This window comes from Thauera sp. 63 (assembly GCF_000310165.2).
Lineage (GTDB): Bacteria > Pseudomonadota > Gammaproteobacteria > Burkholderiales > Rhodocyclaceae > Thauera > Thauera humireducens.
Window position 1 is genome coordinate 15,415 of the sequence record NZ_AMXC01000011.1, and the last position, 23,631, is coordinate 39,045.

Annotated in this window: 23 protein-coding genes; 2 read left to right on the top strand and 21 right to left on the bottom strand. The window is 68.3% G+C overall.

Annotated features, from left to right (window positions below):
• Positions 1–76 precede the first annotated feature (76 nt).
• A complete protein-coding gene (locus tag C664_RS11290; RefSeq protein WP_004259774.1) occupies positions 77–274 on the top strand; it encodes a DUF2905 domain-containing protein in 198 nt (65 codons plus the stop codon).
• A gap of 21 nt (positions 275–295) precedes the next feature.
• Here C664_RS11290 and C664_RS11295 read toward each other — a convergent pair whose 3' ends face one another.
• Genes C664_RS11295 through C664_RS11310 form a run of 4 tightly spaced genes read right to left on the bottom strand, consistent with a single transcriptional unit; the run spans position 296 to position 5,158 of the window.
• Positions 296–1,552 carry a multifunctional CCA addition/repair protein gene (locus C664_RS11295; protein ID WP_004259778.1) on the bottom strand — a complete coding sequence of 419 codons (1,257 nt, stop codon included), beginning with the start codon at positions 1,550–1,552 and terminating at the stop codon, positions 296–298.
• The gene (locus C664_RS11300; protein ID WP_004259781.1) at positions 1,552–2,196 is read right to left on the bottom strand and encodes a glutathione S-transferase family protein; all 645 of its coding nucleotides are present in this window, start codon (positions 2,194–2,196) and stop codon (positions 1,552–1,554) included. Before C664_RS11300 ends, C664_RS11295 begins: the two co-directional genes overlap by 1 nt.
• 24 nt (positions 2,197–2,220) lie before the next feature.
• Entirely contained in the window at positions 2,221–3,177 is a 957-nt protein-coding gene (locus tag C664_RS11305) for a complex I NDUFA9 subunit family protein (protein WP_004259783.1), read from the bottom strand.
• 40 nt (positions 3,178–3,217) lie between these two features.
• On the bottom strand, positions 3,218–5,158 hold the full coding sequence (locus C664_RS11310; RefSeq protein ID WP_004259787.1) for a lytic transglycosylase domain-containing protein: 1,941 nt from the start codon (positions 5,156–5,158) through the stop codon (positions 3,218–3,220).
• On the opposite strand from C664_RS11310, the gene C664_RS11315 reads away from it, so the two are divergent.
• A complete protein-coding gene (locus C664_RS11315; RefSeq protein WP_004259791.1) occupies positions 5,157–5,789 on the top strand; it encodes a 5-formyltetrahydrofolate cyclo-ligase in 633 nt (210 codons plus the stop codon). The genes C664_RS11310 and C664_RS11315 overlap by 2 nt on opposite strands.
• Positions 5,790–5,801: 12 nt before the next feature.
• Here C664_RS11315 and ilvA read toward each other — a convergent pair whose 3' ends face one another.
• From ilvA to ubiB, 17 genes are all read right to left on the bottom strand, one after another.
• Positions 5,802–7,322: a threonine ammonia-lyase, biosynthetic gene (gene ilvA / locus C664_RS11320; protein ID WP_004259793.1), complete on the bottom strand. Its 1,521-nt coding sequence runs from the start codon at positions 7,320–7,322 to the stop codon at positions 5,802–5,804.
• A 115-nt stretch (positions 7,323–7,437) separates the two neighbouring features.
• A complete protein-coding gene (gene hprK, locus C664_RS11325; protein ID WP_004259797.1) occupies positions 7,438–8,385 on the bottom strand; it encodes an HPr(Ser) kinase/phosphatase in 948 nt (315 codons plus the stop codon).
• The gene (gene ptsN, locus C664_RS11330) at positions 8,354–8,839 is read right to left on the bottom strand and encodes a PTS IIA-like nitrogen regulatory protein PtsN (RefSeq protein WP_004259799.1); all 486 of its coding nucleotides are present in this window, start codon (positions 8,837–8,839) and stop codon (positions 8,354–8,356) included. The genes hprK and ptsN overlap by 32 nt, the downstream gene beginning before the upstream one ends.
• 136 nt (positions 8,840–8,975) lie before the next feature.
• The gene (hpf, locus tag C664_RS11335) at positions 8,976–9,299 is read right to left on the bottom strand and encodes a ribosome hibernation-promoting factor, HPF/YfiA family (protein ID WP_004259801.1); all 324 of its coding nucleotides are present in this window, start codon (positions 9,297–9,299) and stop codon (positions 8,976–8,978) included.
• A gap of 17 nt (positions 9,300–9,316) precedes the next feature.
• Positions 9,317–10,777, bottom strand: coding sequence for an RNA polymerase factor sigma-54 (locus tag C664_RS11340; protein ID WP_004259803.1), 1,461 nt, complete (start codon positions 10,775–10,777; stop codon positions 9,317–9,319).
• A gap of 7 nt (positions 10,778–10,784) precedes the next feature.
• The gene (gene lptB, locus C664_RS11345; protein ID WP_004259805.1) at positions 10,785–11,507 is read right to left on the bottom strand and encodes an LPS export ABC transporter ATP-binding protein; all 723 of its coding nucleotides are present in this window, start codon (positions 11,505–11,507) and stop codon (positions 10,785–10,787) included.
• On the bottom strand, positions 11,494–11,943 hold the full coding sequence (recX, locus tag C664_RS11350; RefSeq protein ID WP_004259807.1) for a recombination regulator RecX: 450 nt from the start codon (positions 11,941–11,943) through the stop codon (positions 11,494–11,496). Before recX ends, lptB begins: the two co-directional genes overlap by 14 nt.
• A 12-nt stretch (positions 11,944–11,955) precedes the next feature.
• Positions 11,956–12,990: a recombinase RecA gene (recA, locus tag C664_RS11355; protein WP_004259809.1), complete on the bottom strand. Its 1,035-nt coding sequence runs from the start codon at positions 12,988–12,990 to the stop codon at positions 11,956–11,958.
• 133 nt (positions 12,991–13,123) lie between these two features.
• Complete coding sequence (locus tag C664_RS11360; RefSeq protein ID WP_004259811.1) at positions 13,124–13,609, bottom strand: CinA family protein; 486 nt, start codon at positions 13,607–13,609, stop codon at positions 13,124–13,126.
• A gap of 19 nt (positions 13,610–13,628) precedes the next feature.
• Positions 13,629–14,111, bottom strand: coding sequence for a phosphatidylglycerophosphatase A family protein (locus tag C664_RS11365; protein WP_004259814.1), 483 nt, complete (start codon positions 14,109–14,111; stop codon positions 13,629–13,631).
• Between the two features lie 75 nt (positions 14,112–14,186).
• Positions 14,187–15,146, bottom strand: a complete 960-nt coding sequence (thiL, locus tag C664_RS11370) for a thiamine-phosphate kinase (protein ID WP_004259816.1) — start codon at positions 15,144–15,146, stop codon at positions 14,187–14,189.
• Between the two features lie 154 nt (positions 15,147–15,300).
• Positions 15,301–15,846 carry a ubiquinone anaerobic biosynthesis accessory factor UbiT gene (ubiT, locus tag C664_RS11375; RefSeq protein WP_004259819.1) on the bottom strand — a complete coding sequence of 182 codons (546 nt, stop codon included), beginning with the start codon at positions 15,844–15,846 and terminating at the stop codon, positions 15,301–15,303.
• A 102-nt stretch (positions 15,847–15,948) separates the two neighbouring features.
• Positions 15,949–16,860, bottom strand: coding sequence for a U32 family peptidase (locus C664_RS11380; protein ID WP_004259824.1), 912 nt, complete (start codon positions 16,858–16,860; stop codon positions 15,949–15,951).
• Positions 16,861–16,914: 54 nt separating this feature from the next.
• Positions 16,915–17,928, bottom strand: coding sequence for a ubiquinone anaerobic biosynthesis protein UbiU (ubiU, locus tag C664_RS11385; RefSeq protein WP_004259838.1), 1,014 nt, complete (start codon positions 17,926–17,928; stop codon positions 16,915–16,917).
• 109 nt (positions 17,929–18,037) lie between these two features.
• Positions 18,038–19,498, bottom strand: coding sequence for a sodium:solute symporter family protein (locus C664_RS11390; protein ID WP_004259843.1), 1,461 nt, complete (start codon positions 19,496–19,498; stop codon positions 18,038–18,040).
• 122 nt (positions 19,499–19,620) lie between these two features.
• Positions 19,621–21,813 carry an ornithine--oxo-acid transaminase gene (rocD, locus tag C664_RS21160; protein WP_004259849.1) on the bottom strand — a complete coding sequence of 731 codons (2,193 nt, stop codon included), beginning with the start codon at positions 21,811–21,813 and terminating at the stop codon, positions 19,621–19,623.
• Between the two features lie 115 nt (positions 21,814–21,928).
• On the bottom strand, positions 21,929–23,458 hold the full coding sequence (gene ubiB, locus C664_RS11400) for a ubiquinone biosynthesis regulatory protein kinase UbiB (RefSeq protein WP_004259853.1): 1,530 nt from the start codon (positions 23,456–23,458) through the stop codon (positions 21,929–21,931).
• Positions 23,459–23,631: the final 173 nt, after the last annotated feature.

Consider the following 23,631-nt stretch of genomic DNA (forward strand, 5'->3'; position numbering starts at 1 on the left):
CGGGGGGTAGAGAAGCCCCTTGCTTGCCGCGCCCCGTGGGCACGGGTCTAATCCGGTTTTTGCTGCGGGGGCGCAGATGCTCAAGTGGGTGCTGGTCGTGGTTCTGCTGGTGCTGGTCACCGGACTGTTGCGGCCAGGCACAGCTCGCCGGCTGCGCCTGGGCCGCCTGCCCGGGGATCTCGCCTTCCGCTTTCGGGGCCAGTCCTATCATTTCCCGTTTGCCACCACGGTACTGATTTCCGTGCTGGCATGGCTGATTCTGCGATCGCTCTAGGCATCAGGGAAGGGCATTCGGTCACGTTCGGGGAGGTGTGCCGGCGTCCGGCGCAGGCGCGCCATCGCGCAGTCTGAGCGCGCGTACGGCTGCCACGCGGGCTTCGTGCACGGCTTGCGGGATGCGGGCCTTGTCGCTGCAGCTGCGCGCGATGGCGCCGGCATCGATGCCGCGCACCGCAGCCAGTGCCGACAGCCACAGCGCTCGCGGCGCCCACTCCGGGCGCGGGCCGCCGCCACGGCCGTGGTGGTCGCAGGCCGTGGCCTCGAGCGCGAGGATGAAGCGCTCCGGGCGCCGCAGGGCGTCGCAGCGCTCCAGGACCTTGACCATCGTCTCCGGACGCAGCACCGGCGCCTCGCCGAAGACGCCGTGTTCGCGGGCAACCATCTCGGCCAGGTCGCGGCATTCGGACGGCGCCTTCAGCCGGGTGGAGACCTCCCTCGCGCGCCGGGCACTGGCGTCCTCGTGGCGGTAGTGGTGCGGCAGGATCCCGGCCGGGGTGTCGGCCTTGCCCAGGTCGTGCATCAGGCAGGCCCAGCGCACCGCCAGCGGCTGGTGCGTGGCTGCGGCGTAGTCGATGACCATCAGCACATGTTCGCCGGTGTCGATTTCCGGATGATGACTGGCCATCTGCGGCACGCCGAAGAGGTGCTCGAGTTCGGGCAGGATGTGGGCGAGCGCACCGCATTCGCGCAGCACGCGGATCATGCGCGAGGGCGTGCCCTCCATCAGGCCGCGCGCGAACTCCTGCCACACGCGCTCGGCCACGAGATGGTCGACCTCGCCCGCCTCGACCATGCGCCGCATCAGCGCGAGCGTTTCAGGGGCGATGCTGAAGTCGGCGAAGCGGGCAGCGAAGCGCGCCACGCGCAGGATGCGCAACGGATCTTCGGCGAAGGCGGGCGACACGTGGCGGAAGATGCGCGCCTCGAGATCCTGCACGCCGCCATGCGGGTCGATCAGGCGACCGTCCTCGCCGCGTGCGATGGCGTTGATCGTCAGGTCGCGGCGCAGCAGGTCTTCCTCGAGCGTGACCTCCGGTGCCGCGTAGCAGACGAAGCCGGTGTAGCCGTTGCCGGACTTGCGTTCGGTGCGGGCGAGCGCGTACTCCTCCTGCGTCTGTGGATGCAGGAAGACCGGGAAGTCCTTGCCCACAGGGCGGAAGCCCTGCGCCAGCATGTCTTCGGGGGAACTGCCGACCACGACCCAGTCGCGGTCCTTGACCGGCAGTCCGAGCAGGGCGTCGCGCACGGCGCCGCCCACCACATAGCATTGCATCAGCCGTACAGGTCCTCGGCAGGGATCGATTCGGTCTCCGTGCGTGCGGCGGCCGCCCAGTCCTGCATGTGCGGATTGGCAAGCATGGTCGCGAGGTACTCGCCGGCCGCGCCTTCCGGCTGCACGCCGTAGGTCTGGAAGCGGAAGCACACTGGCGCGAACGCCGCGTCGGCAAGCGAGAACTGGCCGAAGAGGTAGGGGCCGCCCTGGCCGAAGCGCGCGCGGCAGTCGTTCCAGATCGCGACGATGCGCGCGATGTCGGCGTCGACTTCCGGCGTGTGGCCGAAGCCGCGGTAGTCCTTGCGGATGTTCATCGGCATCTTGCTGCGCAACTGCTGGAACCCGGAGTGCATCTCGGCGGTGACGGCCCGTGCCGTGGCGCGCGCCACCGGATCGGCCGGCAGCAGTGCCGGCTGCTTCTCGGCGAGGTATTCGCCGATCGCCAGCGAATCCCACACCACGACGCCGTGGTCGTTGAGGCAGGGCACCTTGCCCGAGGGCGAATGCGACAGGATGCGCTCGCGGCTGCCCGGTATGAACAGCGGGATGTCGATCTCGTCGAAGGCGATGCCGCTCTCGCGCGCTGCGAGCCAGGCACGCAGCGACCAGGAAGAGTAGTTCTTGTTGCCGATGATGAGTTTCATGGCTTGCTCCGTGGTGGTGAGGCCTTACCGGCGCGCGCGGCGACGGAAGGGGTAGTAGTTGGCGCGCATGGTATCCCTGCCAAGCCAGCCGGGTACGACCGCCTCGATCGCCGTGGGCGTCACGCCGAACGGCAGCGGCTCCCCCGTGGCGACGTTGTCGACGCGCATCGAGCGCACATTGTCGCGGCTCATCAGCGGCTGCGGTGCCAGTTCCATCAGGCGCGCCTGCAGCATGGCCAGCCCCTCGGGCAGGGCGATGACCGGGCGTGGCTTGCCGACCAGGGCGGAAACGTACTCGACCAGCTGGCGCAAGGTGTAGACAGTCGGGCCGGCAAGTTCGTAGGTCTGGCCCGCGGCCTCCGGTGCCGTGAGGCTGCGCCACACGATCTCGGCGATGTCCTCGACGTGAACGGGCTGGAAGCGCGTGTTCGCCCCGGCGAGCGGCAGCACCGGAAAGAGGCCGGCCAACTCCGCGAACATGTTCAGGAAGCGGTCGTCGCGACCGAAGATGACCGAGGGACGCAGGATGACCCAGTCGAGGTCTGCGCCCGTGCTGCGGATCGCGGCTTCACCGGCCGCCTTGGAGCGCTGGTACTCGGACGGCCCTTCGCTGCTCGCTCCGAGCGCGCTGATGTGCACCAGTCGCTTCACGCCTGCGCCGCGACAGGCGGTAACAATCTTCTTCGGCAGCTCGACGTGGGCGCGGGCAAAGTCAGGTCCGTAGGGCTCGCCGCTGCGCGAATGCAGCACGCCGACGAGGCTCACCACCGCGTCCGCGCCGGCGAACAGGCGGGCGAGGGTGGCCGGATCATGCACGTCGGCTTCGACGGCCTCGACGTTGGGCAGCAGGAGGATGTGGCCGGCCCTGCTGCGGCGGCGGGTGGGAACGAGCACGCTCACCCCGGCATTCGCCAGGCGGTTGGCGATGGCCCGGCCAACGAAGCCGGAGCCACCTACGAGAACGACGCGTTTGACTTGCATGGTGGAATCTCGCTGTTGCTGTTTACGTAAAGGTTCGTGTTCATTCGCGCGCCGGGCGGGGGCTGACGACGCCCAGCCGGTCCTTGAGCGACTGCGGCCTGCGGTCGAGCATGGCACCGTAGATCACGGCATTGGTCATCACCTTGCGGACGTAGTCGCGCGTCTCGTCGAAGGGGATGGTCTCGACGTAGATGGCGCCTTCGAGCGGCTTCTCGTCGCGCCAGCGGCGCGCGCGCCCCGGCCCGGCGTTGTAGCCGGCGCTGGCCAGCACCGGGTGGTTGTCGAGTCCCTCGAGGATCAGGCGCATGTAGCTGGTGCCGAGCAGGACGTTCGTGTCCGGGTCGGCGAGCATGCTCTGGCTGTAGTTGCGCAGCCCGATCTGGCCGGCAACCCATTTGCCGGTGGCGGGCATGACCTGCATCAGCCCCTGGGCGCCGGCGCTGGAGCGAGCCGGCACGACGAAGCGGCTTTCCTGGCGCATGAGGCCGTATATCCAGGCCAGGTCGAGCCCCTGGCTGCGCACCTGCGGTTCGATGAGGTCGCGGTAGGGGGTCAGGAAACGCAGTTCGAAGTTCGCACGCGGGTTGGCGAGCTCGGCGGTATTGATCGCGCGGTCGTAGAGTTCGTTGCGCAGGGCGATATGCGCGGCAGCGAGACGGAAGGGCTCGTCGCGGTCCCGCAGCGCCCAGATCCATTCCCGTATCGCCTCGGTGCGCATGTCCAGCCGGTACAGGGCCAGCGCGCGCTGCAGGCCCGGATCGTTTTCCGCTTCGGCGAGCCGTGCTGCAGGCAGCAGGCCATTTGACGGTGGCGGCGAGAACGGCTGGCCAAGCTCCTCCCCGGCAAGGATGCCGTAGAAGTGCGGTTCGCCGGCAATGCGGGCGAACAGGGCCTCGGCCTCGGTCCTGTTGCCGGTGGCGGCATGCGCGCGCCCGAGCCAGTAGGTCCATTCGGGCGCTTCGCGCTCGCCGTCCGGGAGCGCCTCGATCGCTTCCTGCACGCCCTTCCAGTCGAGCGCGCGCAGGGCGGCACGCACCCGCCAGGCGCGCTGCAGCGGCGTCAGCTCGACGCCGGCCGTCGCGCGGTACAGGCCAAGGGCCTCGGGGAACTGGTCCAGCGCCGCGTGCATCGCGATGACGGCCATCATGTGGCCGCGTTCCTCGCTCCCGAGGCGGTCCTGCAGGCGCAGCAGGCGATCGTAGGCGCCGCGTGAGTCCTCGCGCGCGACACGCGTCAGTGCGGCGAGCACCAGTTCGCGGCCGCCGCGGGTGACGGAAAAATTGGCGGGCAGGCGGTCGAGCCAGGCGCCCGGCGACTTCAGGGCGTGCTCGACCTGCGCGGCGGCGGGCGCTGCTTCGGCCGGCAGCCAGCGCCAGGTGATGCGTGCGTCGTCCGGCTTGCGCGTGTCGACCTGGCGGCGGGCGCGTTGCCACACCGCGTCCTCGCTGACGCTGCCGGATTCGAACGCGGCGCGCAGCGGGGTGTCGCAGGCAGCAGGGGCGTCGTCCAGGGTGCGCCACTGCTGTGCAACTTCTTCCAGCGCACTGCGGTCGCCGGTCATCAGGCGTGCGGTCCAGGCGGTGCAGCGCATCTCGTAGTCGGGATTGCGCAGCGCCGGGTAGAGGGTGACGAAGCGTGCCCAGTCGCCGTCCTTGGCCAGCCGGCGCAGCCAGTCGGCGCGAAGTCGCTCGGCGAGCACGGTACCGGCTTCCGCGTGCAGGAATGCATCGAGCTCGGCGTCGGGCGCAGGTTCCGGGCGCGCGAGCACGTTCACCAGCCGCCAGTAGCGGACGTAGACATCGAGGACATGGGGTCCAGTGGTCGCGGCCAACTGCTCCAGCATGCGCTGGTCGCCCTTGCGCAGCGCTTCGCGAGCGGCGACGATGCGGGTGTCGCCGGGTTCGGACACCGTCTGCCCCGGCGCTGCTGTCGATGCAAGCAGTCCGACCGCCAGCAGTGCGGCTGTAACGCCTTTCTTCATGCTCTTCTTGCTCTCCATTGCGACCTACCATACCACAGTGATGACGCCTGTTTTCGACCCCCGGGAGGACCTTGTGCAGCGCCGCAACGGAATGCGACAAAGGGCCCTGAAAGCGCGGCTGGAACTGAGTGCAGGGGACAGGCAGGACCTCACCCGACGGCTGCTGCATCATCTTGATGCGGTGATCCGCGAACTGGCGCCGAGCTCGCTTGGATTCTGCTGGCCCTATCGCGCGGAGCCGGATCTGCGTGACTGGGTCGCGGACTGGCTGACGCAGGGGGGTGAGCGGGTCGCGGCGTTGCCGGTGGTGGTCGAGAAGGACACCGCGATGCATTTCCGGCGTTGGGTGCCGGGGGCGCCGATGGTGCCCGACCGGCATGGCATCCCGCATCCGCTCGACGCAGTGGAAGTGCAGCCCGAGGTGGTGCTGGTGCCGCTGAATGCTTTCGATGCAGCGGGCTACCGCCTGGGCTACGGCGGCGGCTATTTCGACCGCACGCTGGCGCAGATGCGGACGATCGCGATCGGGGTCGGATTCGAACTGGGACGGGTCGACAGCGTGCTGCCACAACCGCACGACCGGCCGATGAACTGGATCGTCACCGAGGCCGGGGCAGCGCGGGCAGCCTGAGCTGCCGCGGGTTCAGCTGGCGAGGAACAGGCGGTAGGCGGGATTGTCCGTCTCGGCGACGTATTCGTAGCCCAGACGCTGCAGGAAGTCGTCGAACGCCGCCTTGTCGGCCGGCGGTACCTGCATGCCGACGAGCACGCGGCCGAAGTCCGAGCCGTGGTTGCGGTAGTGGAACAGCGAGATGTTCCAGTCCGAGCGCAGGTTGGAGAGGAAATTCATCAGCGCGCCGGGCCGCTCGGGAAAAACGAAGCGATAGACGACCTCGTTCTCGGCCTGCGGCGAGTGGCCGCCCACCATGTAGCGCACGTGGGTCTTGGCCAGCTCGTCGTCGGTGAGATCGAGGGCGGGCAGCTCGTGGCGCTCGAGCATCTCGACCAGGCGGCCGGCCTCGTTGCGGTTGTGAACCGTGACGCCGACGAAGATGTGCGCCTGCCTGGCGTCGGCGTAGCGATAGTTGAACTCGGTGATGTTGCGGTTGCCGAGCACGCTGATGAACTTGCGGAACGAACCCGGTTTCTCCGGAATCGTCACCGCCAGCACCGCCTCGCGCTGTTCGCCCAGTTCGGCGCGTTCGGCGACGAAGCGCAGGCGATCGAAGTTCATGTTCGCGCCCGAGGCCACCGCGACCAGGCTCTTGTCGCGCAGCTTGTGGCGCCTGGCGTATTCCTTGGCGCCGGCCACGGCCAGCGCGCCCGCGGGCTCCAGGATGGAGCGGGTGTCTTCGAACACGTCCTTGATCGCCGCGCAGATCGCGTCGTTGTCGACCACGATCATCTCGTCGACGTACTGCTGGCACAGGCGGAAGGTCTCCGCGCCCACTTCCTTGACCGCCGCGCCGTCGGCGAAGATGCCGACCTGATCGAGCGCGACACGCTTGCCCGCCGCCAGCGACTGGGTCATCGCATCGGCGTCGACGGCCTCGACGCCGATGATCTTCGTCTCCGGACGCAGGCGCTTGATGTAGGCCGCCACGCCGGCGATCAGGCCGCCACCGCCGACGCAGCAGAACACCGCGTGGATCGGCTTCGGATGCGCGCGCAGGATCTCCATGCCCACCGTGCCCTGGCCGGCGATCACGTCCGGGTCGTCGAAGGGATGGACGAAGGTGAGCTTCTCTGCCTTCTCGAGTTCGAGGGCGTGCGCGTAGGCGTCGGAGTAGGACTCGCCGGCGAGCACGACCTCGCCGCCGCGCGCCTTGACCGCGTCGATCTTGATTGCCGGCGTGGTGCTCGGCATCACGATCACTGCGCGCACACCGAGCTTGGCCGCCGACAAGGCCACGCCCTGGGCGTGGTTGCCGGCGGAGGCGCAGATCACGCCGCGCTTGAGTGCCTGCGGAGACAGCTTGGCCATCTTGTTGTAGGCCCCGCGGATCTTGAAGCTGAACACCGGCTGCATGTCCTCGCGCTTGAGGAAGATGCGGTTGTGCGCGCGCGCGGACAGATTGGTGGCGAGGTCGAGCGGCGTCTCGACGGCAACGTCGTAGACCTGCGCGTTGAGGATGCGCTCGAGATAATCCGTGGGGGTGCTCATGAGGGGGCTCGCGGTGAAGCTGAAGCAGCAAAGGGATCGAGGGTAGCAGCCGATGCGGCGCTGCGGCAAGGCGGGCTGTCACGACGCCGCGCGGCGGAACGCGACGGGGTGCGAGTCAGGCCTTGGGGTCGTGGCCTTCGGCCTGCATCAACCGCATCTGGCGGTCGATGAGTTCCTGCATCGTGTCGACGCCGCGCAACTGCAGGATCGTCGAGCGTACGGCCGCTTCGAGTAGCACGGCGAGGTTGCGTCCCGCGGCGACGGGCAGCACGACCCGCGCCACCTTCACGCCGAGGATGTCCTTGACCTCCTGCTGCAGGGGCAGGCGGGAGGGGTCGCCCGCGCCCGGCTGACGGCGCTCCAGGTGGCAGACCAGGCGCAAGCGCATCTTGCGCCGGCAGGCCGTCTCGCCAAAGATGGTGCGGATGTTGAGGATGCCCAGGCCGCGGACTTCGATGAAGTCCTGCAGCATCGGCGGGCAGCGTCCTTCGAGCACGGTGGGGGCGACGCGCGAGAACTCGACGACGTCGTCCGCCACCAGGCCGTGGCCACGCGAGATCAGCTCCAGCGCGAGTTCCGACTTGCCTGCGCCCGAATCGCCGGTGATCAGCACGCCCACACCGAGCACGTCCATGAAGACGCCGTGCAAGGAGATCTTCTCGGCCAGTTCCCGTGACAGGTAAAGGCGCAGCTGGTCGATCACGCCGGCCGCGGGCTGCGGCGTGGTGAACAGGGCGACGTCGTGGGCCTCGCAGATGCCGTGGATGATGTTCGAGGCAGCACAGCCGTCGGCGATGATGATGGCCGGTGGCCGGGTCGACAGGATCTCGTTGAGGTGATGGGCGACCTTGTCGGTCGTCTGGCGCCGTGCCCAGGCCAGCTCGGCGGCGCCAATGATCTGCAGGCGCGTGGGGTGGATCAGGTTGAGGTGGCCGACGAGGTCGGCCGGCCAGATACGCTCTTCAGCGACGGCCAGCGTGGCGTCGAGACGTCCGCTGACGTGGGTGAGTTCAAGGCGCTCGCGCTGGGCCTCAAACAGCCTCGCGACGCTTGTCTGCCGCATCGGTACCCCAGTCGAGGAACATCTGGTGGATGTGTTCGGCGTCGGGCGCGTTCAGCAGTGCCTCGCGGAAGGCGCGGTCGCTGAACATCTGCGCGAGCTCGGACAGGAGCTGCAGGTGGGTCTCGTTGGCTTGCTCGGGCACCAGCAGCACGAACAGGAGATTCACCGGGCGGCCATCGGGCGCATCGAACTGCACCGGGGCAGCCAGGCGCAGGAAGGCGCCGGCCGCTTCCTTCAGGCCCTTGATGCGGCCATGCGGGATGGCGATGCCCTGGCCGAGGCCTGTGGAGCCCAGCCGTTCTCGAGCGAACAGGCTGTCGAACACCAGAATGCGGGCGATGCCCTGGTTGTTCTCGAAAAGCAGCCCCGCCTGTTCGAAGACACGCTTCTTGCTGCTTGCATCGAGATCGACCACCACATTGGACAGTGGCAGGAGTTGAGGTATCAGGCTCATTCGCAGTGGAGCTTGCGCAGCGCCGTTGCCGCTGGCGCCGCGCTGGGCGATCGGACGGACCGGGATGCGTTGAAGCCGCGTCTTGAAAACGCGCGCATTATACCCACACCCCGGACATAAAACCGCAACCTGGCAATCAGGCTTCCGGCTCCTGATGCTTCAGGGCTTCGTGGTTGTGGTCGGCCATCTTCTGCTTGTATTTCTGCACCTGACGATCGAGCTTGTCAGCCATCGAGTCGATGGCGGCGTACATGTCTGCGTCGTCGCTTTCGACGAAGAGATCCTTGCCGCGCACGTGCAGCGTGACTTCGGCCTTCTGCTTCAGCTTTTCGACGGAGAGGATCACCGCCACGCTGGTGACGTTGTCGAAGTGGCGGATGACGCGGTCAAGCTTGGTGCTCACGTAGTCACGGATGGCCGGGGTGACCTCGACGTGGCGCCCGGTGATGTTGAGATTCATGGTAACTCCTGTTGTTGTCAGATCGATTTGCGCAGACTGACCGGCGGGATATTCAGTGATTCGCGGTACTTCGCGATGGTGCGTCGTGCGACCACGATACCCTGCTGGCCCAAAACTTCTGCAATCCTTGCGTCGGACAGCGGCTTCTTGCTGTCCTCGGCGTCCACCAGTTGACGAATCAGCGCCCGAATCGCCGTGGAAGAGGCCGCTCCGCCAGTGTCGGTGGAGACGTGGCTGCCGAAGAAATACTTGAGTTCGAACACACCGCGCGGCGTCGCCATGTATTTCTGCGTCGTGACGCGCGAAACGGTGGATTCGTGCAGTTCGAGCTGGTCCGCGATCTCCCGGAGAGTGAGTGGCCGCATCGCCACGTCTCCATGATCGAAGAACTGCCGCTGCTGGTCAACGATGGCTTGGGAGACCCGCAGGATGGTGTCGAAACGCTGCTGGACGTTCTTGATCAGCCAGCGTGCTTCCTGTAACTGGCCGGTCAGGCCGCCGCCCTGGCCGCGGTTCTGCTGCAGCAGGCTGGCGTAGAGCCGGTTGACGCGCAGGCGCGGCATCGCGTCCTGGTTGAGGCTGACGGTCCAGCGTCCGCGGATCTTGCGCACGATGACGTCAGGCAGCACGTAGCGCGTCTCGGAGACGGAGTGGCGCGAGCCCGGATGCGGGTCGAGGCTGCAGATCAGAGCGTGGGCAGCGCGCAGCTGGTCGTCGTCGCAACCGGTGTGTTTCTTGAGGCGCGCGAAGTTGCGCTCGGCGAGCAGTTCGAGATGCTGGTCAACGATCTCGAGCGCGAGCATCTGCGTCGGCGTCTCGGGCATCGCTCGCAGCTGCAGCGACAGGCATTCCTGCGGGCTGCGTGCGCCGATGCCGGCAGGGTCGAGGTGCTGTACGTGGCGCAGCGCGATGGAAAGCTCGTCGAGGTCGATGTCGAGCTCGGGTGGCAGCAACTCGAGCAACTCCTCGAGCGGCTGGTGCAGGTAGCCGTCGTCGTCCAGCGCCTCGATGATGAAGCGCACCAGCGCGCGGTCGCGGTCGGAGAGCGGCGACAGCGCGACCTGCTCGTCGAGGTGGTCGCGAAGCGACAGCTCGGCCGCCTGGAACTCCTGGAAGTCGGTGTCGTCGTCATCGTCGCGCTTGGCCTGGGCGCCACTGCCGACGTTGGACCAGTCGATGCCTTCCTCGTTGTCCTCGCGATCGTTCGCCTTTCCTGCTTCGCCGTCGCTGGTGGCCTCGGCGCTGGTTTCGCGTTCGCGCTCGCGCTCACGTTCGGCAGGCGGGGTGCTGGTGGCGAGACCGGGCTGCGGCACGAAGTCGTCGATCTCCTCGCGCTCGAGCATCGGGTTCTCGAGCAGGAAGCGCTCGATCTCCTGGTTCAGCTCGAGCGTGGACAGCTGCAGCAGCTTGATCGACTGCTGCAGCTGAGGCGTCAGCGTGAGGTGCTGCGAGAGCTTGAGCTGGAGGCTGGGTTTCATTCGGGCGCTAGAGGCGGAAATGTTCGCCGAGGTAGACCTGGCGCACCTTCTCGTTGGCGATGATCTCGTCAGGCTGGCCGCTGGCGAGCACGCGACCCTCGCTGATGATATAGGCGCGATCGCAGATGCCAAGCGTCTCGCGCACGTTGTGGTCGGTGATGAGCACGCCGATGCCGCGTTCCTTGAGGAAGCGGATGATCTTCTGGATATCGATCACGGCGATCGGGTCGACGCCGGCGAAAGGCTCGTCGAGCAGGATCAGGCGCGGATCGGTGGCGAGCGCGCGGGCGATCTCGCAGCGGCGGCGTTCGCCACCCGACAGGGAGATCGCGGTGTTGTCGCGCAGGTGGGTGATGCCCAGTTCCTCGAGCAGTTCCTGCAGGCGCTCGTCGATCTGGCGTGACTCCAGCCCCTGCAGTTCGAGCACCGCGCGGATGTTCTCGGCCACCGTGAGCTTGCGGAACACGCTCATTTCCTGCGGCAGGTAGGACAGGCCGAGGCGGGCACGGGCGTGAATCGGCAGGTGGGTGAGATCCTTGCCGTCCAGCCCGATCTGGCCACCGTCGGCACGCACCAGGCCGACGATCATGTAGAAGCAGGTGGTCTTGCCCGCCCCGTTGGGGCCGAGCAGGCCGACGACCTCGCCCGAGCCGACCTCGAAGCCGACGTCGTGCACCACCGTGCGCGCCTTGTAGCGCTTCTGCAGACCGGCGACCTTAAGCAGACTCATCGTAGGGCTCTTTCAGCAGCTTGCGGATCAGGTCGGGCGCAAAGCCGCGGGTTTGCAGGAAGCGCGCCTGCCGGGCCCACTCGCGGGGGTCGGTCGGCGGCTCGCGGAAGCGGCCATGCAGCACGCTGCGGGCACGCTCGATCTCGGACTCGGTACATTCGCCGGCGATGGCCTCGTCGATCAGTTCGCGCTCGATACCGCGACGGGCCAGCTCGTTGCGCAGCCGGCTCGCGCCAAAACGCGCGGCCTTGCCGCGCACGAAGGCTTCCGCGAAGCGGCTGTCGGACTGCAACCCGAGTTCGCCCATGCGTGCGATGACGACCTCGACCTCGTCGGCCTCGCCATGCGCGGCGAGCTTGCGCGCCAGCTCGGCGCGCGAATGATCGCGGCGGGCGAGGTGGCGAAGGGCGCGCTCGCGCAGGCTGGGCTCGGCCATGGCGTCGGGCGCTCAGGCCTCGGCGGCTGCCGCAGCGGGCGTCGCCGGCGGCATTTCAGGCAGACCGACCGCGACGCGGACCCTGTTCTCGATCTCGCGCGCCAGCGCAGGGTTGTTGCGCAGGAACTCGCGCGAGTTGTCCTTGCCCTGGCCGATCTTGTCGCCCTTGTAGGCGTACCAGGCGCCGGACTTGTCGACGATCTTGTGGTCGACGCCGAGATCGATGATCTCGCCTTCGCGCGAGATGCCCTCGCCGTACAGGATGTCGAAGTGCGCTTCCTTGAACGGGGGCGAGACCTTGTTCTTCACCACCTTGACGCGGGTCTCGGACCCGACGACCTCGTCGCCCTTCTTGATCGTGCCGGTGCGGCGGATGTCCATGCGCACCGAGGCGTAGAACTTGAGCGCGTTGCCGCCGGTGGTGGTCTCCGGGCTGCCGAACATCACGCCGATCTTCATGCGGATCTGGTTGATGAAGATGACCAGCGTGTTGGTGCGCTTGATGTTGGCGGTGAGCTTGCGCAGCGCCTGCGACATCAGGCGGGCCTGCAGGCCGGGGAGCTGGTCGCCCATCTCGCCTTCGATTTCGGCCTTGGGCGTCAGTGCGGCGACCGAGTCGACCACGACCACGTCCACGCCGCCCGAGCGCACCAGCATGTCGGCGATCTCGAGCGCCTGTTCGCCGGTGTCGGGCTGGGAGATCAGCAGGTCCTGGATGTTGACGCCGAGCTTCTCGGCATAGCCGACGTCGAGTGCATGTTCGGCGTCGATGAACGCGGCGGTGCCGCCGAGCTTCTGCATCTCGGCGATGACCTGCAGCGTCAGCGTGGTCTTGCCGGATGACTCCGGGCCGTAGATCTCGACCACACGACCGCGCGGCAGGCCGCCGAGGCCGAGTGCGATGTCGAGCCCGAGCGAGCCGGTGGACACGGTCTGGATGTCGCGTTCGACGTTGCCGTCGCCCATGCGCATGATCGAACCCTTGCCGAACTGCTTTTCGATCTGCGAGAGCGCAGCGGCGAGCGCCTTGGCCTTGTTGTCGTCCATGAAAGTCGTTCCTGAGTGATTGGCGAATTATGGCACAGAGCTTGCTGTGATGGTGTCGGGCATCTCTGACGGCGACAGTGTAAGACCTGTAAATGAATACAGCAATGCCGCGGGTCGGCGCCCGCCAGCCGCTTCAGCGAGCGAGTTCGATCACTTCGCTGAGCGCGTGGATCACGGTCTGACGGCGCACGGCCGTGCGATCGCCGGGCAGCTGAAGCGTACGGACCCGTGTCGGCACCCTGCGTTGCGCCCAGGCCACGCACACCATGCCGACGGGTTTCTGCGCGCTGCCGCCGGTCGGGCCGGCGACGCCGGATACCGCGACGGCAAGGTCCGCGGTGCTGCGCGCCAGGGCGCCCTCCGCCATTTCGGCGACCGTGGCCTCGCTCACCGCGCCGTGGCTGTCGAGGGTGTGCGCAGAGACGCCGAGCATGTCGGTCTTGGCCGCATTCGAGTAGGTGACGAAGCCGCGGTCGAACCAGGCCGAACTGCCGCTGGTGGCGGTGACGACCTGTGCGATCCAGCCGCCGGTGCAGGACTCCGCGGTGGCCAGCATCCAGCCGCGCGCGGCCAGCGCCTCGCCGACCGCGACCGAGAGCGCGTCGAGCTCGGTGTCCATGCCTCTCCTCCCCTTCGGATCAGATGCCGAACAGTGTGACCAGTACCGCCAGCGCCAGCAAGGTGTAGCCCGCCGCAACGAGGTCGTCGAACATGACTCCGAAGCCGCCTTTGAAGCTGCGGTCCGCCCAGCGTACCGGCGGCGGCTTGACGATGTCGAAGAAGCGGAACAGCGCCACTGCGATGGCCTGCCACAGCAGCGTCTTGGGGGCGAATGCGAGCACCAGCCAGGTGGCGACCATCTCGTCCCATACGATGCCGCCATGGTCCGGCACGCCCAGTGCCTGTCCGGTCCGTTCGGCGGCGATCACCCCGGCAACGAACAGGCTGGCGAGCAGGGCGAGGAAGACGAATTCCGACAGCGGGGTGCGGATCAACGGGTACAGCGCCCACGCCAGCAAGGTGCCGACCGTACCCGGCGCCCACGGCGACAGTCCGGCACCGAAGCCGAGGGAGATGAAGTGGGTCGGGTGGCTCAGCAGCAGGCGCGGGGTTGGGCGCATTGAAGGGTCCTGATCGGGGTTCTGCGGTATGTGGGCGTGGCGGCTCGTGTGTGCACGCTCAGGCGAAATGACTACTCAGGCGAAATGATCGTAGCCCGAGGCGCTGGCGGGAGCCAGTATGCCGTCGGATTCGCGCAGCAGGCAGTCGCCTGCCTGGCCGGTGATCTGGCCGATGCGGTGCAGCGGCAGACCCAGTCTGGTGGACAGTTCGAGTAGCGCCGGGCGTGCGCCGACCGGTGCGGTGAACAGCAGCTCGTAGTCGTCACCGCCGGACAGCAGGCAGCGTCTGGCCGTCGCCGCGTCCGCGCCGGTCGCGCGCAGCGCGCAGAGCGGCAGGGCGTTGGCCTCCACGATGGCGCCAACCCCGGAACGCTCCAGAATGTGGGCGAGATCGCCGAGCAGGCCGTCGGACACGTCGAGCATCGCCGTCGCCAGCCCCCGCAGTTGCAGGCCCAGTTCGACGCGCGGCAGCGGACGCTGCAGGGCGCCCACGCAGCGGGTGCGCCCGGCCGCGTCCAGTGCGACCTCGCCGCGCAGCTCAGCCAGTCCAAGGGCGGCCAGTCCGGGCTGGCCCGAGATCCACAGCTCGTCTCCGGCGCGGGCGCCGGCACGGGTGATCGCCTTTCCTGCGGGGACCTCGCCGATGATGGTGACCGACAGGTTCAGCGGGCCGCGGGTGGTGTCGCCACCTGCAAGGTCTACGCCGTAGGCGTCGGCGCAGGCGAACAGGCCGCGCGCGAAGGCCGCGATCCAGGCGTCGTCGGCTGCCGGCAGGGCAAGGGCGAGGAAGGCCCAGCGCGGCTCAGCCCCCATCGCCGCCAGGTCGGAGACGTTGACCGCGAGTGTCTTCCAGCCGAGATCTTCCGGATCGGTGTCGGCAAAGAAGTGGGTGCCGCTGACCAGCATGTCGGTCGAGACCGCCAGCTGCATGCCGGCGCGTGGGCTCAGCAGCGCGGCATCGTCCCCGACAGCGAGGTCGGTATGTCGCGGGGGCCGGCTGAAATGACGCCGGATCAGGTCGAATTCGGAAGGCATCGCGCGTCGGGGCCGGCACGGTATCGAGGGGGTGCAAGCTTAACGCAGATGGCGCGTGCGGGTGGCGCAGGTCACGCCGCCGGCCGTCAGGCTCCGCACCTCCGTCCGGGTGCGCGAGCCGGGCGGATGCCTGAGGTCGGACGTGTCGGAGGTCTCAGCCGCGGCGGCCGGTGAGGCGGGCCTTCAGTGCGTCCCAGTCGACCGCGTCGAGCGTGTTCTTGACCAGCAAGCCGAGGTCGGTGTCGCCTTCCATCCGCAGGCGACGGCTGAAGAACAGGGTGTCGGGGTCTTCCTCGCGCAGTGCCAGCGCCATGAAGTCGCGGGTGGTCGCGGAGATGATCAGGTCCGGCTTCCTGTCCGCCGCCGGCGTGGCACGGCGGAAGCCCTTTTCGGTGAGGGTGAAGTCGAGCGTGAGGCCGGCATCGAGCACGCGCATCTGTAGGTGATGGCCGGTGAGCGGCGCGAGTGTGTCGCGCGGCAGGATGCGATCGAGCGCGAGGTTCAGCGCCAGTGTCAGCGCGTGCGTGGGCGGTTGCTGCGGCAGACGCGACACCAGCTTCGCCACCGGTGCCGGCACGGTGAAGTCGGGAATGCGAAGGTTCTCCAGGCGTTCGCCGATGCGTCGACGCAGGCTGCCGGGCAGCAGGTCTGCGGGCAGGGGCGGGCGAGGCAGGGCTGGAAGCGCGGGAAGGGCAGGCATGTTCGGTCTCCGGGAGTGAGGCGGGCGGGCGACGAGAGCGGGGGGCGAAGACGGGGTTCTGGGCGGGGACGCTGACCGGCAGGGGCGGGCGGTCCCTGCCGGTCAGGCGGCGATGTACTGCTCCACGCCGGCGCGACCGTGCCAGAAGCCGTTGCACGGCGCCTCGACCATCAGCGTGCGGCTGGCAGCGAGCGCGTCGGCCGGCGTGTGGGCGCCGTCGAGCGCGGCGCGGAAGAGTTCGACGATGCCGCGCGTGCTGGCGCCCTGCGGGCTGATGCGCAGCATCTCGGCCTTGCCTTGCACGGCCGGGAGGTCGGCGAGCAGGTTGTGCACGCGCGCCGATTGGGTCTGCACGCCGTTCAGGGTGAGGAAGGGTTCGCCTTCGCGCGTGCGCAGCGTGATGCCGTCCATGATCGACAGACAGCGGAACTCGCAGGTGTCCTTCTGCAGGTTGAAGTGGCGGGCGGTGAAGCAGCGCGCCGAATGCGCCAGCGGCAGCCGGCCGTAGGCGAAGACCTCGGTCTCGATCGGCGTTGCGAGCGCTGCGCGCACCTCGGCCAGCGCCGCGCCCGACATCTCGGGAGCGACGGCCCAGCGCGTGGCGCCGGAATCGACCATCAGCTGCAGCGTCGCCGGATTGAAGATGTTCAGCGTCGGGCCGGCGATCCAGTTCTTCACGCCAGCGTCGGTCAACAGGCGCACCGCGCCCATGTCGTTGGCCTCGACGCGAAAGCCGGGCTCGCCGCTTGCGCTCTGGCGCACGATGCGGCGCAGCACCTTGAGGTCGGACTCGGACTCGATCAGGCCCTGGGTGCTCATCACCACTTCCTTGCCTGCGGCGGCGAGCATCTGGCCGACCTCGAGCCAGTCGTCGAGGCGCAGTTCGTGACGGCGCGAGCAGACCGTCTCGCCGAGATAGACGCTGTCGACCGGGCTTTCGGCGATGTCGGCGTAGAAATCGAGCACGCTTTGGCGCGGCCAGTAATAGAGCAGGGGGCCGAGGGCGAGTTTCATCGGGGGCGTCTCAGTTCGTTCGGATGATGCGGTGCGATGCAGCGTGCGCGGGGCTCACTTCCACGGGCGGTAGTAGGCGCCCAGCGTGTGGCTCTGGCCTTCGGAGACCTTGTTGAGTTCGGCCATCCACGCCGGCAGCACGCTGAAGCCTTCGGCGCCGCCGGACTTGAGCTTGTCGAGCGCAGCGCGCCAGACCTTGGTGACCTGGGCGACGTAGGCCGGGCTGCGCTGGCGACCCTCGATCTTGATCGCGCGGATGCCGATGCGGGCGAGTTCGGGCAGCAGCTCGAGCGTGTTGAGGCTGGTCGGCTCCTCGAGTGCGTAGTAGGTCTCGTCGTTGACCTCGAAGCGGCCCTTGCACAGCGTCGGGTAACCGGCGCGCTCGCCGTCGGCGAAGCGGTCGATGAGGATGCCGTTGAGCCGCGTCTCCATGCCGCGCGGCGTGTCTTCCCAGCGCACGTGCTTGCCCGGCGAGCAGGCACCGTTGCAGTTGGGCGACTCGCCGGTGGCGTAGGCCGACAGCGCGCAGCGTCCCTCGACCATCACGCACAGGCCGCCGAAGCCGAAGACCTCGATCTCGACCGGGGTGTGGGCGACGACGCTCTCGACCTGCGCCATCGACAGCACCCGCGGCAGCACCGCGCGCTGGATGCCGAAGTGTTCGTGGTACCAGTTGATCGCTTCGTAGCTGGTGGCCGAACCCTGCACCGAAAGGTGCAGGCGCAGCTGCGGATGGGTCCTGGTGGCGTAGGCCATCAGGCCGGGGTCGGCGAGGATCAGCGCGTCGACGCCGTATTCGGCGGCGCGGTCGATGGCCTGCGTCCAGCTCGACCAGTTGTCGGTCTGCGGGTAGGTGTTGAGCGCCAGCAGCACCTTGCGCTTGCGTGCGTGGGCATAGGCGACGCCCTCGCGCACCTGTGCCGGGTCGAAGTTCAGCCCGGAGAAGTTGCGTGCGTTGGTGGCGTCCTTGAAGCCGAGATAGACGCAGTCGGCACCGTGGTCGATGGCGGTCTTGAGGGCCGGCAGGCTGCCGGCGGGACAGACGAGCTCGATCGGGGAAGAAGTCATTGAGGCGGGACCAAGGCAGGGGAAAAATGCCCCGCAACCTTAATGCCGCAAAACAAAAGGGGCTTTGACTCGTGTCAAAGCCCCTGCATTGGATGCTGCCCGACCGGGTTCAGCGCGCCGTGTGGTGCGTCCCCGCGGCGGCGTGATGGTGGCTCGCATGCGGCCGGTGGTGCGAGGGCTTGCCGATCAGTCCGCCGACCAGCATGCCGAGCGCGCTGGCCGCGAGGCCGAAGAGTTGCGGCTCGATGTCGCCCTCCTGCACGAACAACTCGAACAGGATCCAGGTCGTCAGGCCGCAGACGATGGCGAGCGCGGCACCGAGGTTGTTGGCACGTTTCCAGAACAGGCCCGCCGCCAGCGGCACGAAGGCGCCCGCCAGGGTGATGCGGTAGGCGTTCTCCACCATCTGGTGGATGCTCGATTCGGTGCTGGTGGCGTACCAGGTGACGAGCACGGTGAAGATGACGACGGTGACGCGGGTCGACCACAGGAACTGGCGGTCGCGCATCGCGGGGAAGAAACCGCGCAGCACGTTCTCGGAGAAGGTGACCGAGGGCGCCAGCAGCGTGCCCGAGGCGGTGCTCATGATCACCGACAGCAGGGCGCCGAAGAACACGACCTGCGCGGTGAAGGGCATGTACTGCAGGATCAGCGTCGGCAGGATCAGTTGCGAGTCCTGTTCCATCAGCCTGCCCACCATGTCCGGGTCGATGATCGTCGCGGTGTAGGCGAGGAACAGCGGCACGGCGGCGAAGAAGAAGTAGCTGACGCCGCCGAGCGTGGTGCCCCACACGGCGACGGTCTCGTTCTTCGACGAGTTGACGCGCTGGAACACGTCCTGCTGTGGAATCGAACCCAGCGCCATGGTGGCGAAGGCGGCGATCCACGCGATCATGTCGACCATGTCGAGCGTGGGCAGCCAGTCGAGCTTGCCGTCCGCTGCTGCCTTGGCGACGACGACATCGAAGCCGCCTGCCATGTCGCCCGCCAGCGTGGTGACGTAAAGCAGGCCGAGCACGATCACGATCATCTGCACGAAGGTCGTCATCGCCACCGACCACATGCCGCCGAACAGGGTGTAGACCAGCACCACGGCGGAACCGATCAGCATGCCCTCGTTCATCGACACCACGTCGGCCGACAGCACGTTGAACACCAGGCCCAGTGCGGTGATCTGCGCCGCCACCCAGCCGAGGTAGGACAGCACGATGCAGATCGACAGGATCAGCTCGGTCGTGCGGTTGTAGCGCATGCGGAAGAAGTCACCCAGCGTCAGCAGGTTCATGCGGTACAGCGGGCGCGCAAAGATCAGGCCGAACAGCACCAAGCACACCGAGGCGCCGAGCGGGTCGGAGATCAGGCCGCGAAAACCTTCGTCGATGAAGGTGGCGGAGATGCCGAGCACGGTTTCGGCACCGAACCAGGTGGCGAACACCATGGCCAGCACCACCACCATCGGCAGGTTGCGGCCGGCGGTGATGTAGTCACGCGCGTTGTGTACGCGGGTAGCGGCATACAGGCCGATGCCGATGGAAACGACGAGGTAGGCGACGACAAGCCAGAGCAGCATGGTTGGGCCCTTCGTGATGGCGCATCCGCGCGTGGTGAGCGAAAAAATGAGGCGCGAGTTTATCAACAGAACGCCCGCGCAGGGGGGGTGATCTGCGTTCCAAGGGCTTGATCGTTCGCAGGTTATTGCATGCGTACAACGTCCGCGTCGACCCCGGCGGGTGTGAGCATCCGCAGGGTGTCGAGGATGCGGCGCGCGGCCTCGTCGAGCGTGGCTTCGTCGATCGTCAGCGGCGGCGCCAGCCGGATCACGTTGCCATGGGTGTCGCGGGTGGCGATGCCGCGCGCGAGCAGCTGCGTGACGACCTCGCTGGCGTCGGCGAGGGCGGGGTCGAGCGCAAGCCCGACGAGCAGGCCGCGACCGCGCACTTCGCGCACGCAGGGCAGTGCGGCGGCGCGCAGCGTTTCCATCAGCTGCGTGCCCAGGCGTGCCGCGCGCTCCCAGGGGCGGGTCTCGGCGAGCAGGGCGAGCACCTCGGTGCCGACTGCGGCGGCGAGCGGATTGCCACCGAAGGTCGAGCCGTGGTCGCCGGGGCCGAAGACGTCCATCACGCGACGGTCGGCGAGAAAGGCCGAAACCGGCAGCAGTCCGCCGCCGAGTGCCTTGCCGAGGATCAGCCCGTCGGGACGCACGCCGTCGTGTTCGCATGCGAGCAGGCGTCCGGTGCGACCGAGGCCGGTCTGTACTTCATCGGCGATCAGCAGCACGTCGTGGCGGCGGCAGATCTCCGCGCAGCGTGACAGGTAGCCCGGTGGCGGCACGACGATGCCACCTTCGCCCTGGATCGGCTCGACCAGGAAGGCTGCGGTATCGGGCGTGATCGCCGCCTCGAGGGCGTCCACGTTGCCGAACGGCACGCGCTCGAACCCGGGCGGGAAGGGGCCGAAGCCGTTACGGTACTGCGCATTGGCGGACAGGCCGACGATGGCGATGGAGCGGCCGTGGAAGTTGCCGTCGCAGGCGAGGATGCGGGCGCGCTCGGGAGCGATGCCCTTGACCTTGTAGCCCCATTTGCGTGCCGCCTTGAGCGCGGTTTCCACCGCCTCGAGCCCGGTATTGACCGGCAGTGCGCATTCGTAGCCGAAGGTGGCGCACAGGCGCTCGAGGAAGACCGGCAGACGGTCGCTGGAGAAGGCGCGCGAGGTCAGCGCGAGGCGCTGGGCCTGATCCACCAGCGCCCTGACGAGGCGCGGGTGGCCGTGGCCGAAACTCATCGCCGAGTAGGCGCTCATCATGTCGAGATAGCGGCGGCCGTCCGTGTCCCAGAGCCACACGCCCTCGCCGCGCTGGAATACCGCCGGCAGCGGTGCGTAGTTGGTGGCACCGAAGCGGCGCTCCGCCGCGCGCAGCCAGTCGGTGGAAGGACCGAGCGCGGCGAGCACGAACTCGGCGATCCAGTCCGCACCCCGGTGGTCGGCATCGAGATCGGGCCGGTACTCGACGATCTCGAGTCCGACCAGGTCGGCGCAGGCGCGCAGTCCGAGCAGGGCGTCGGCGAGCGTGCGCGGCTCGATGCCGCCCGGCTCCGGGCAGGTGACCGCGGGGAAGGCCTGCGGATCGAGCGCGTCGAGGTCGAGGCTGAGGCCGAAGCCGGCGTCCGGATCGGCGCGCGCGAGGCGGAGCGCGTCGGCGAATACCGCGGACAGCCCGCGGGCGCGCACCTCGCTCATCGTGAAGACGCGCACCCCCAGCCGCGTCAGCAGCGCCAGCTCTTCGGGCTCCCAGGCGCGCGCGCCAATGATGCAGGTGCGTGCAGGGTCGAGTGCGGGGCCGGGGATGCCGGTGAGCGCGGCATGGCCTGTGCCCAGCAGCGCGGCGAGCGGCATGCCGTGGATGTTGCCGGAGTGGGTGGTGGCGTCGGTGTGGCTGTCGAGGTGCGCGTCGATCCAGATCAGGCCGGGCGCGCGCGCGCGCCGTCGGCCGATGCCGCGCCAGGTGCCGGCCGCAACCGCGTGGTCGCCGCCGAGCACCAGCGGGAAGCGGTCCGCGGGCAGGGTGGCGATGCGGTCGGCAAGGCAGCGCGCGAAGTCGGCGTTGGCCGCAATGCGGGCAGCCATGTCGCTCCCGGCAATGTGGTCTTCCTTGCCGGCGCGCGCGCGGGCGCTGGTCACGTGGGCGGGCGGAACGTCCGGGCTCAGGATGGCAGCCCATTCCGCCGCCGGCCCGAGGCCGGCGAGGCGCTGCCGTAGCGGGCTGTCCTGCAGGGCAGCGGGGGCGGCAGCCGTGCCCGCATGCGGTGCGCCCAGGGCCGATGCGGCACCGATGATGCTGACCAGAGCGTGGGGCGCCCGCAGTGCGCCGGGATTCGTCGTCATCGCACACCTCCCGTTCGCGGCCATGGCTGAGCCGCTCGCCTTCAGTCGATTCGACGCAGGGGGGTGGGAATCGTTCAGCCGGTCCCGGCGAGGCACGGCGCCATGCCCGGCGGACTCAGCCGAAGAAGCGGTACAGCTCCAGGCCGAGCAGTGCCAGCGCGATTGCGCCGACGGCGAGCAGCAGCCTGCTCTGCCCACGCTGACTGGCGGCGAGTTCGTCAAGGCGCTGCTGTTGTGCGCCCTGGAGGCGGGTGGACTCGGACAGGGCGTGATGCACCAGGCGCGGCAGTTGCGGCAGCGTGCCGGCCCAGGCCGGCGCTTCTTCCTTGACGCCGCGCATCAGTGCGCGCCAGCCCATCTGTTCGTCCATCCAGCGCTGAAGGAAGGGCTTGGCGGTTTTCCACAGGTCGAGCTCGGGGTCGAGCTGGCGACCCAGGCCCTCGATGTTGAGCAGCGTCTTCTGCAGCAGCACGAGCTGCGGCTGCACTTCCATCTCGAAGCGGCGCGCGGTCTGGAACAGGCGCAGCAGGGTCTTGCCGAAGGAGATGTCCTTCAGCGGCTTGTCGAAGATCGGCTCGCACACGGTGCGGATCGCGGCCTCGAACTCATCCACGCGCGTCTTCGCCGGCACCCAGCCGGCCTCGATGTGGGCGAGCGCGACGCGGCGGTAGTCGCGCTTGAAGAAGGCGAGGAAGTTCTGCGCGAGGTAGTTCTTGTCCACCTCGTTGAGCGTGCCCATGATGCCGAAGTCGAGCGCGATGTAGCGCCCGTCCTGATGCACGAAGATGTTGCCCGGGTGCATGTCGGCGTGGAAGAAACCGTCGCGGAACACCTGGGTGAAGAAGATCTCCACGCCCGCGCGCGACAGCGCCTTCAGGTCGGTGCCCTGGGCGAGCAGCGCCGGCGTCTGCGAGATCGGCACGCCGCGCATGCGCTCCATCACCATGACCTTGCTGCCGCACCAGTCCCAGTAGACCTCGGGCACGATCAGCAGCGACGAGTCCTTGAAGTTGCGCCGCAACTGCGAGCAGTTGGCCGCCTCGCGCATCAGGTCGAGCTCGTCGTGCAGGTACTTGCTGAACTCGGCGACGACCTCGCGCGGCTTGAGGCGTCTGCCTTCGGGCCAGATCTTCTCGAGCAGGATCGCAGCCACTTCCATCAGCGCGAGGTCATGCTCGATCACGCGCTCGATGCCCGGGCGCAGCACCTTGACCGCCACCTCGGTGCCGTCGGGCAGCCGGGCGAAATGCACCTGCGCAACCGAGGCCGAGGCCACCGGCGTGCGCTCGAAGTCGTCGAACACCGCGTCGATCGGGCGGCCATAGAAGCCTTCCAGCACGGCCAGGGCCTGCTCGGTGGGGAAGGGGGGCACACGATCCTGCAGCAGCGCGAGTTCGTCGGCGAGATCGGGCGGCAGCAGGTCGCGCCGCGTGGACAGCATCTGGCCGAACTTGACGAAGATCGGGCCGAGCGATTCGAGCGCCTTGCGCAGGCGCACCGCGCGCGACTCGGAAAAACCGCGCCAGAAGAACACGGTGTGCCAGATGCGCGCCAGTCTGCCGCTGCTGTCGGCGTCGAGGATCATGCGGTCGAGGCCGAAGCGCAGACCGACGGAAACGATCTTGGTGAGGCGGAAGAGACGCACGTTGCAGAGCCAGTCAGCCGGAAAGGCCGGACTTTAGCCCGAAAGCCCGAAGCGGTGGAAGTCGCACCCAGGGCAACGCGCCGGCGTCGCGCCGAAACGCCCGCTCACATGCCGGGCCGGGGTGTTCGGCTCGATCCGCTATAATCGCGCGTTTAGTTCGCCTGCCGAGTGCC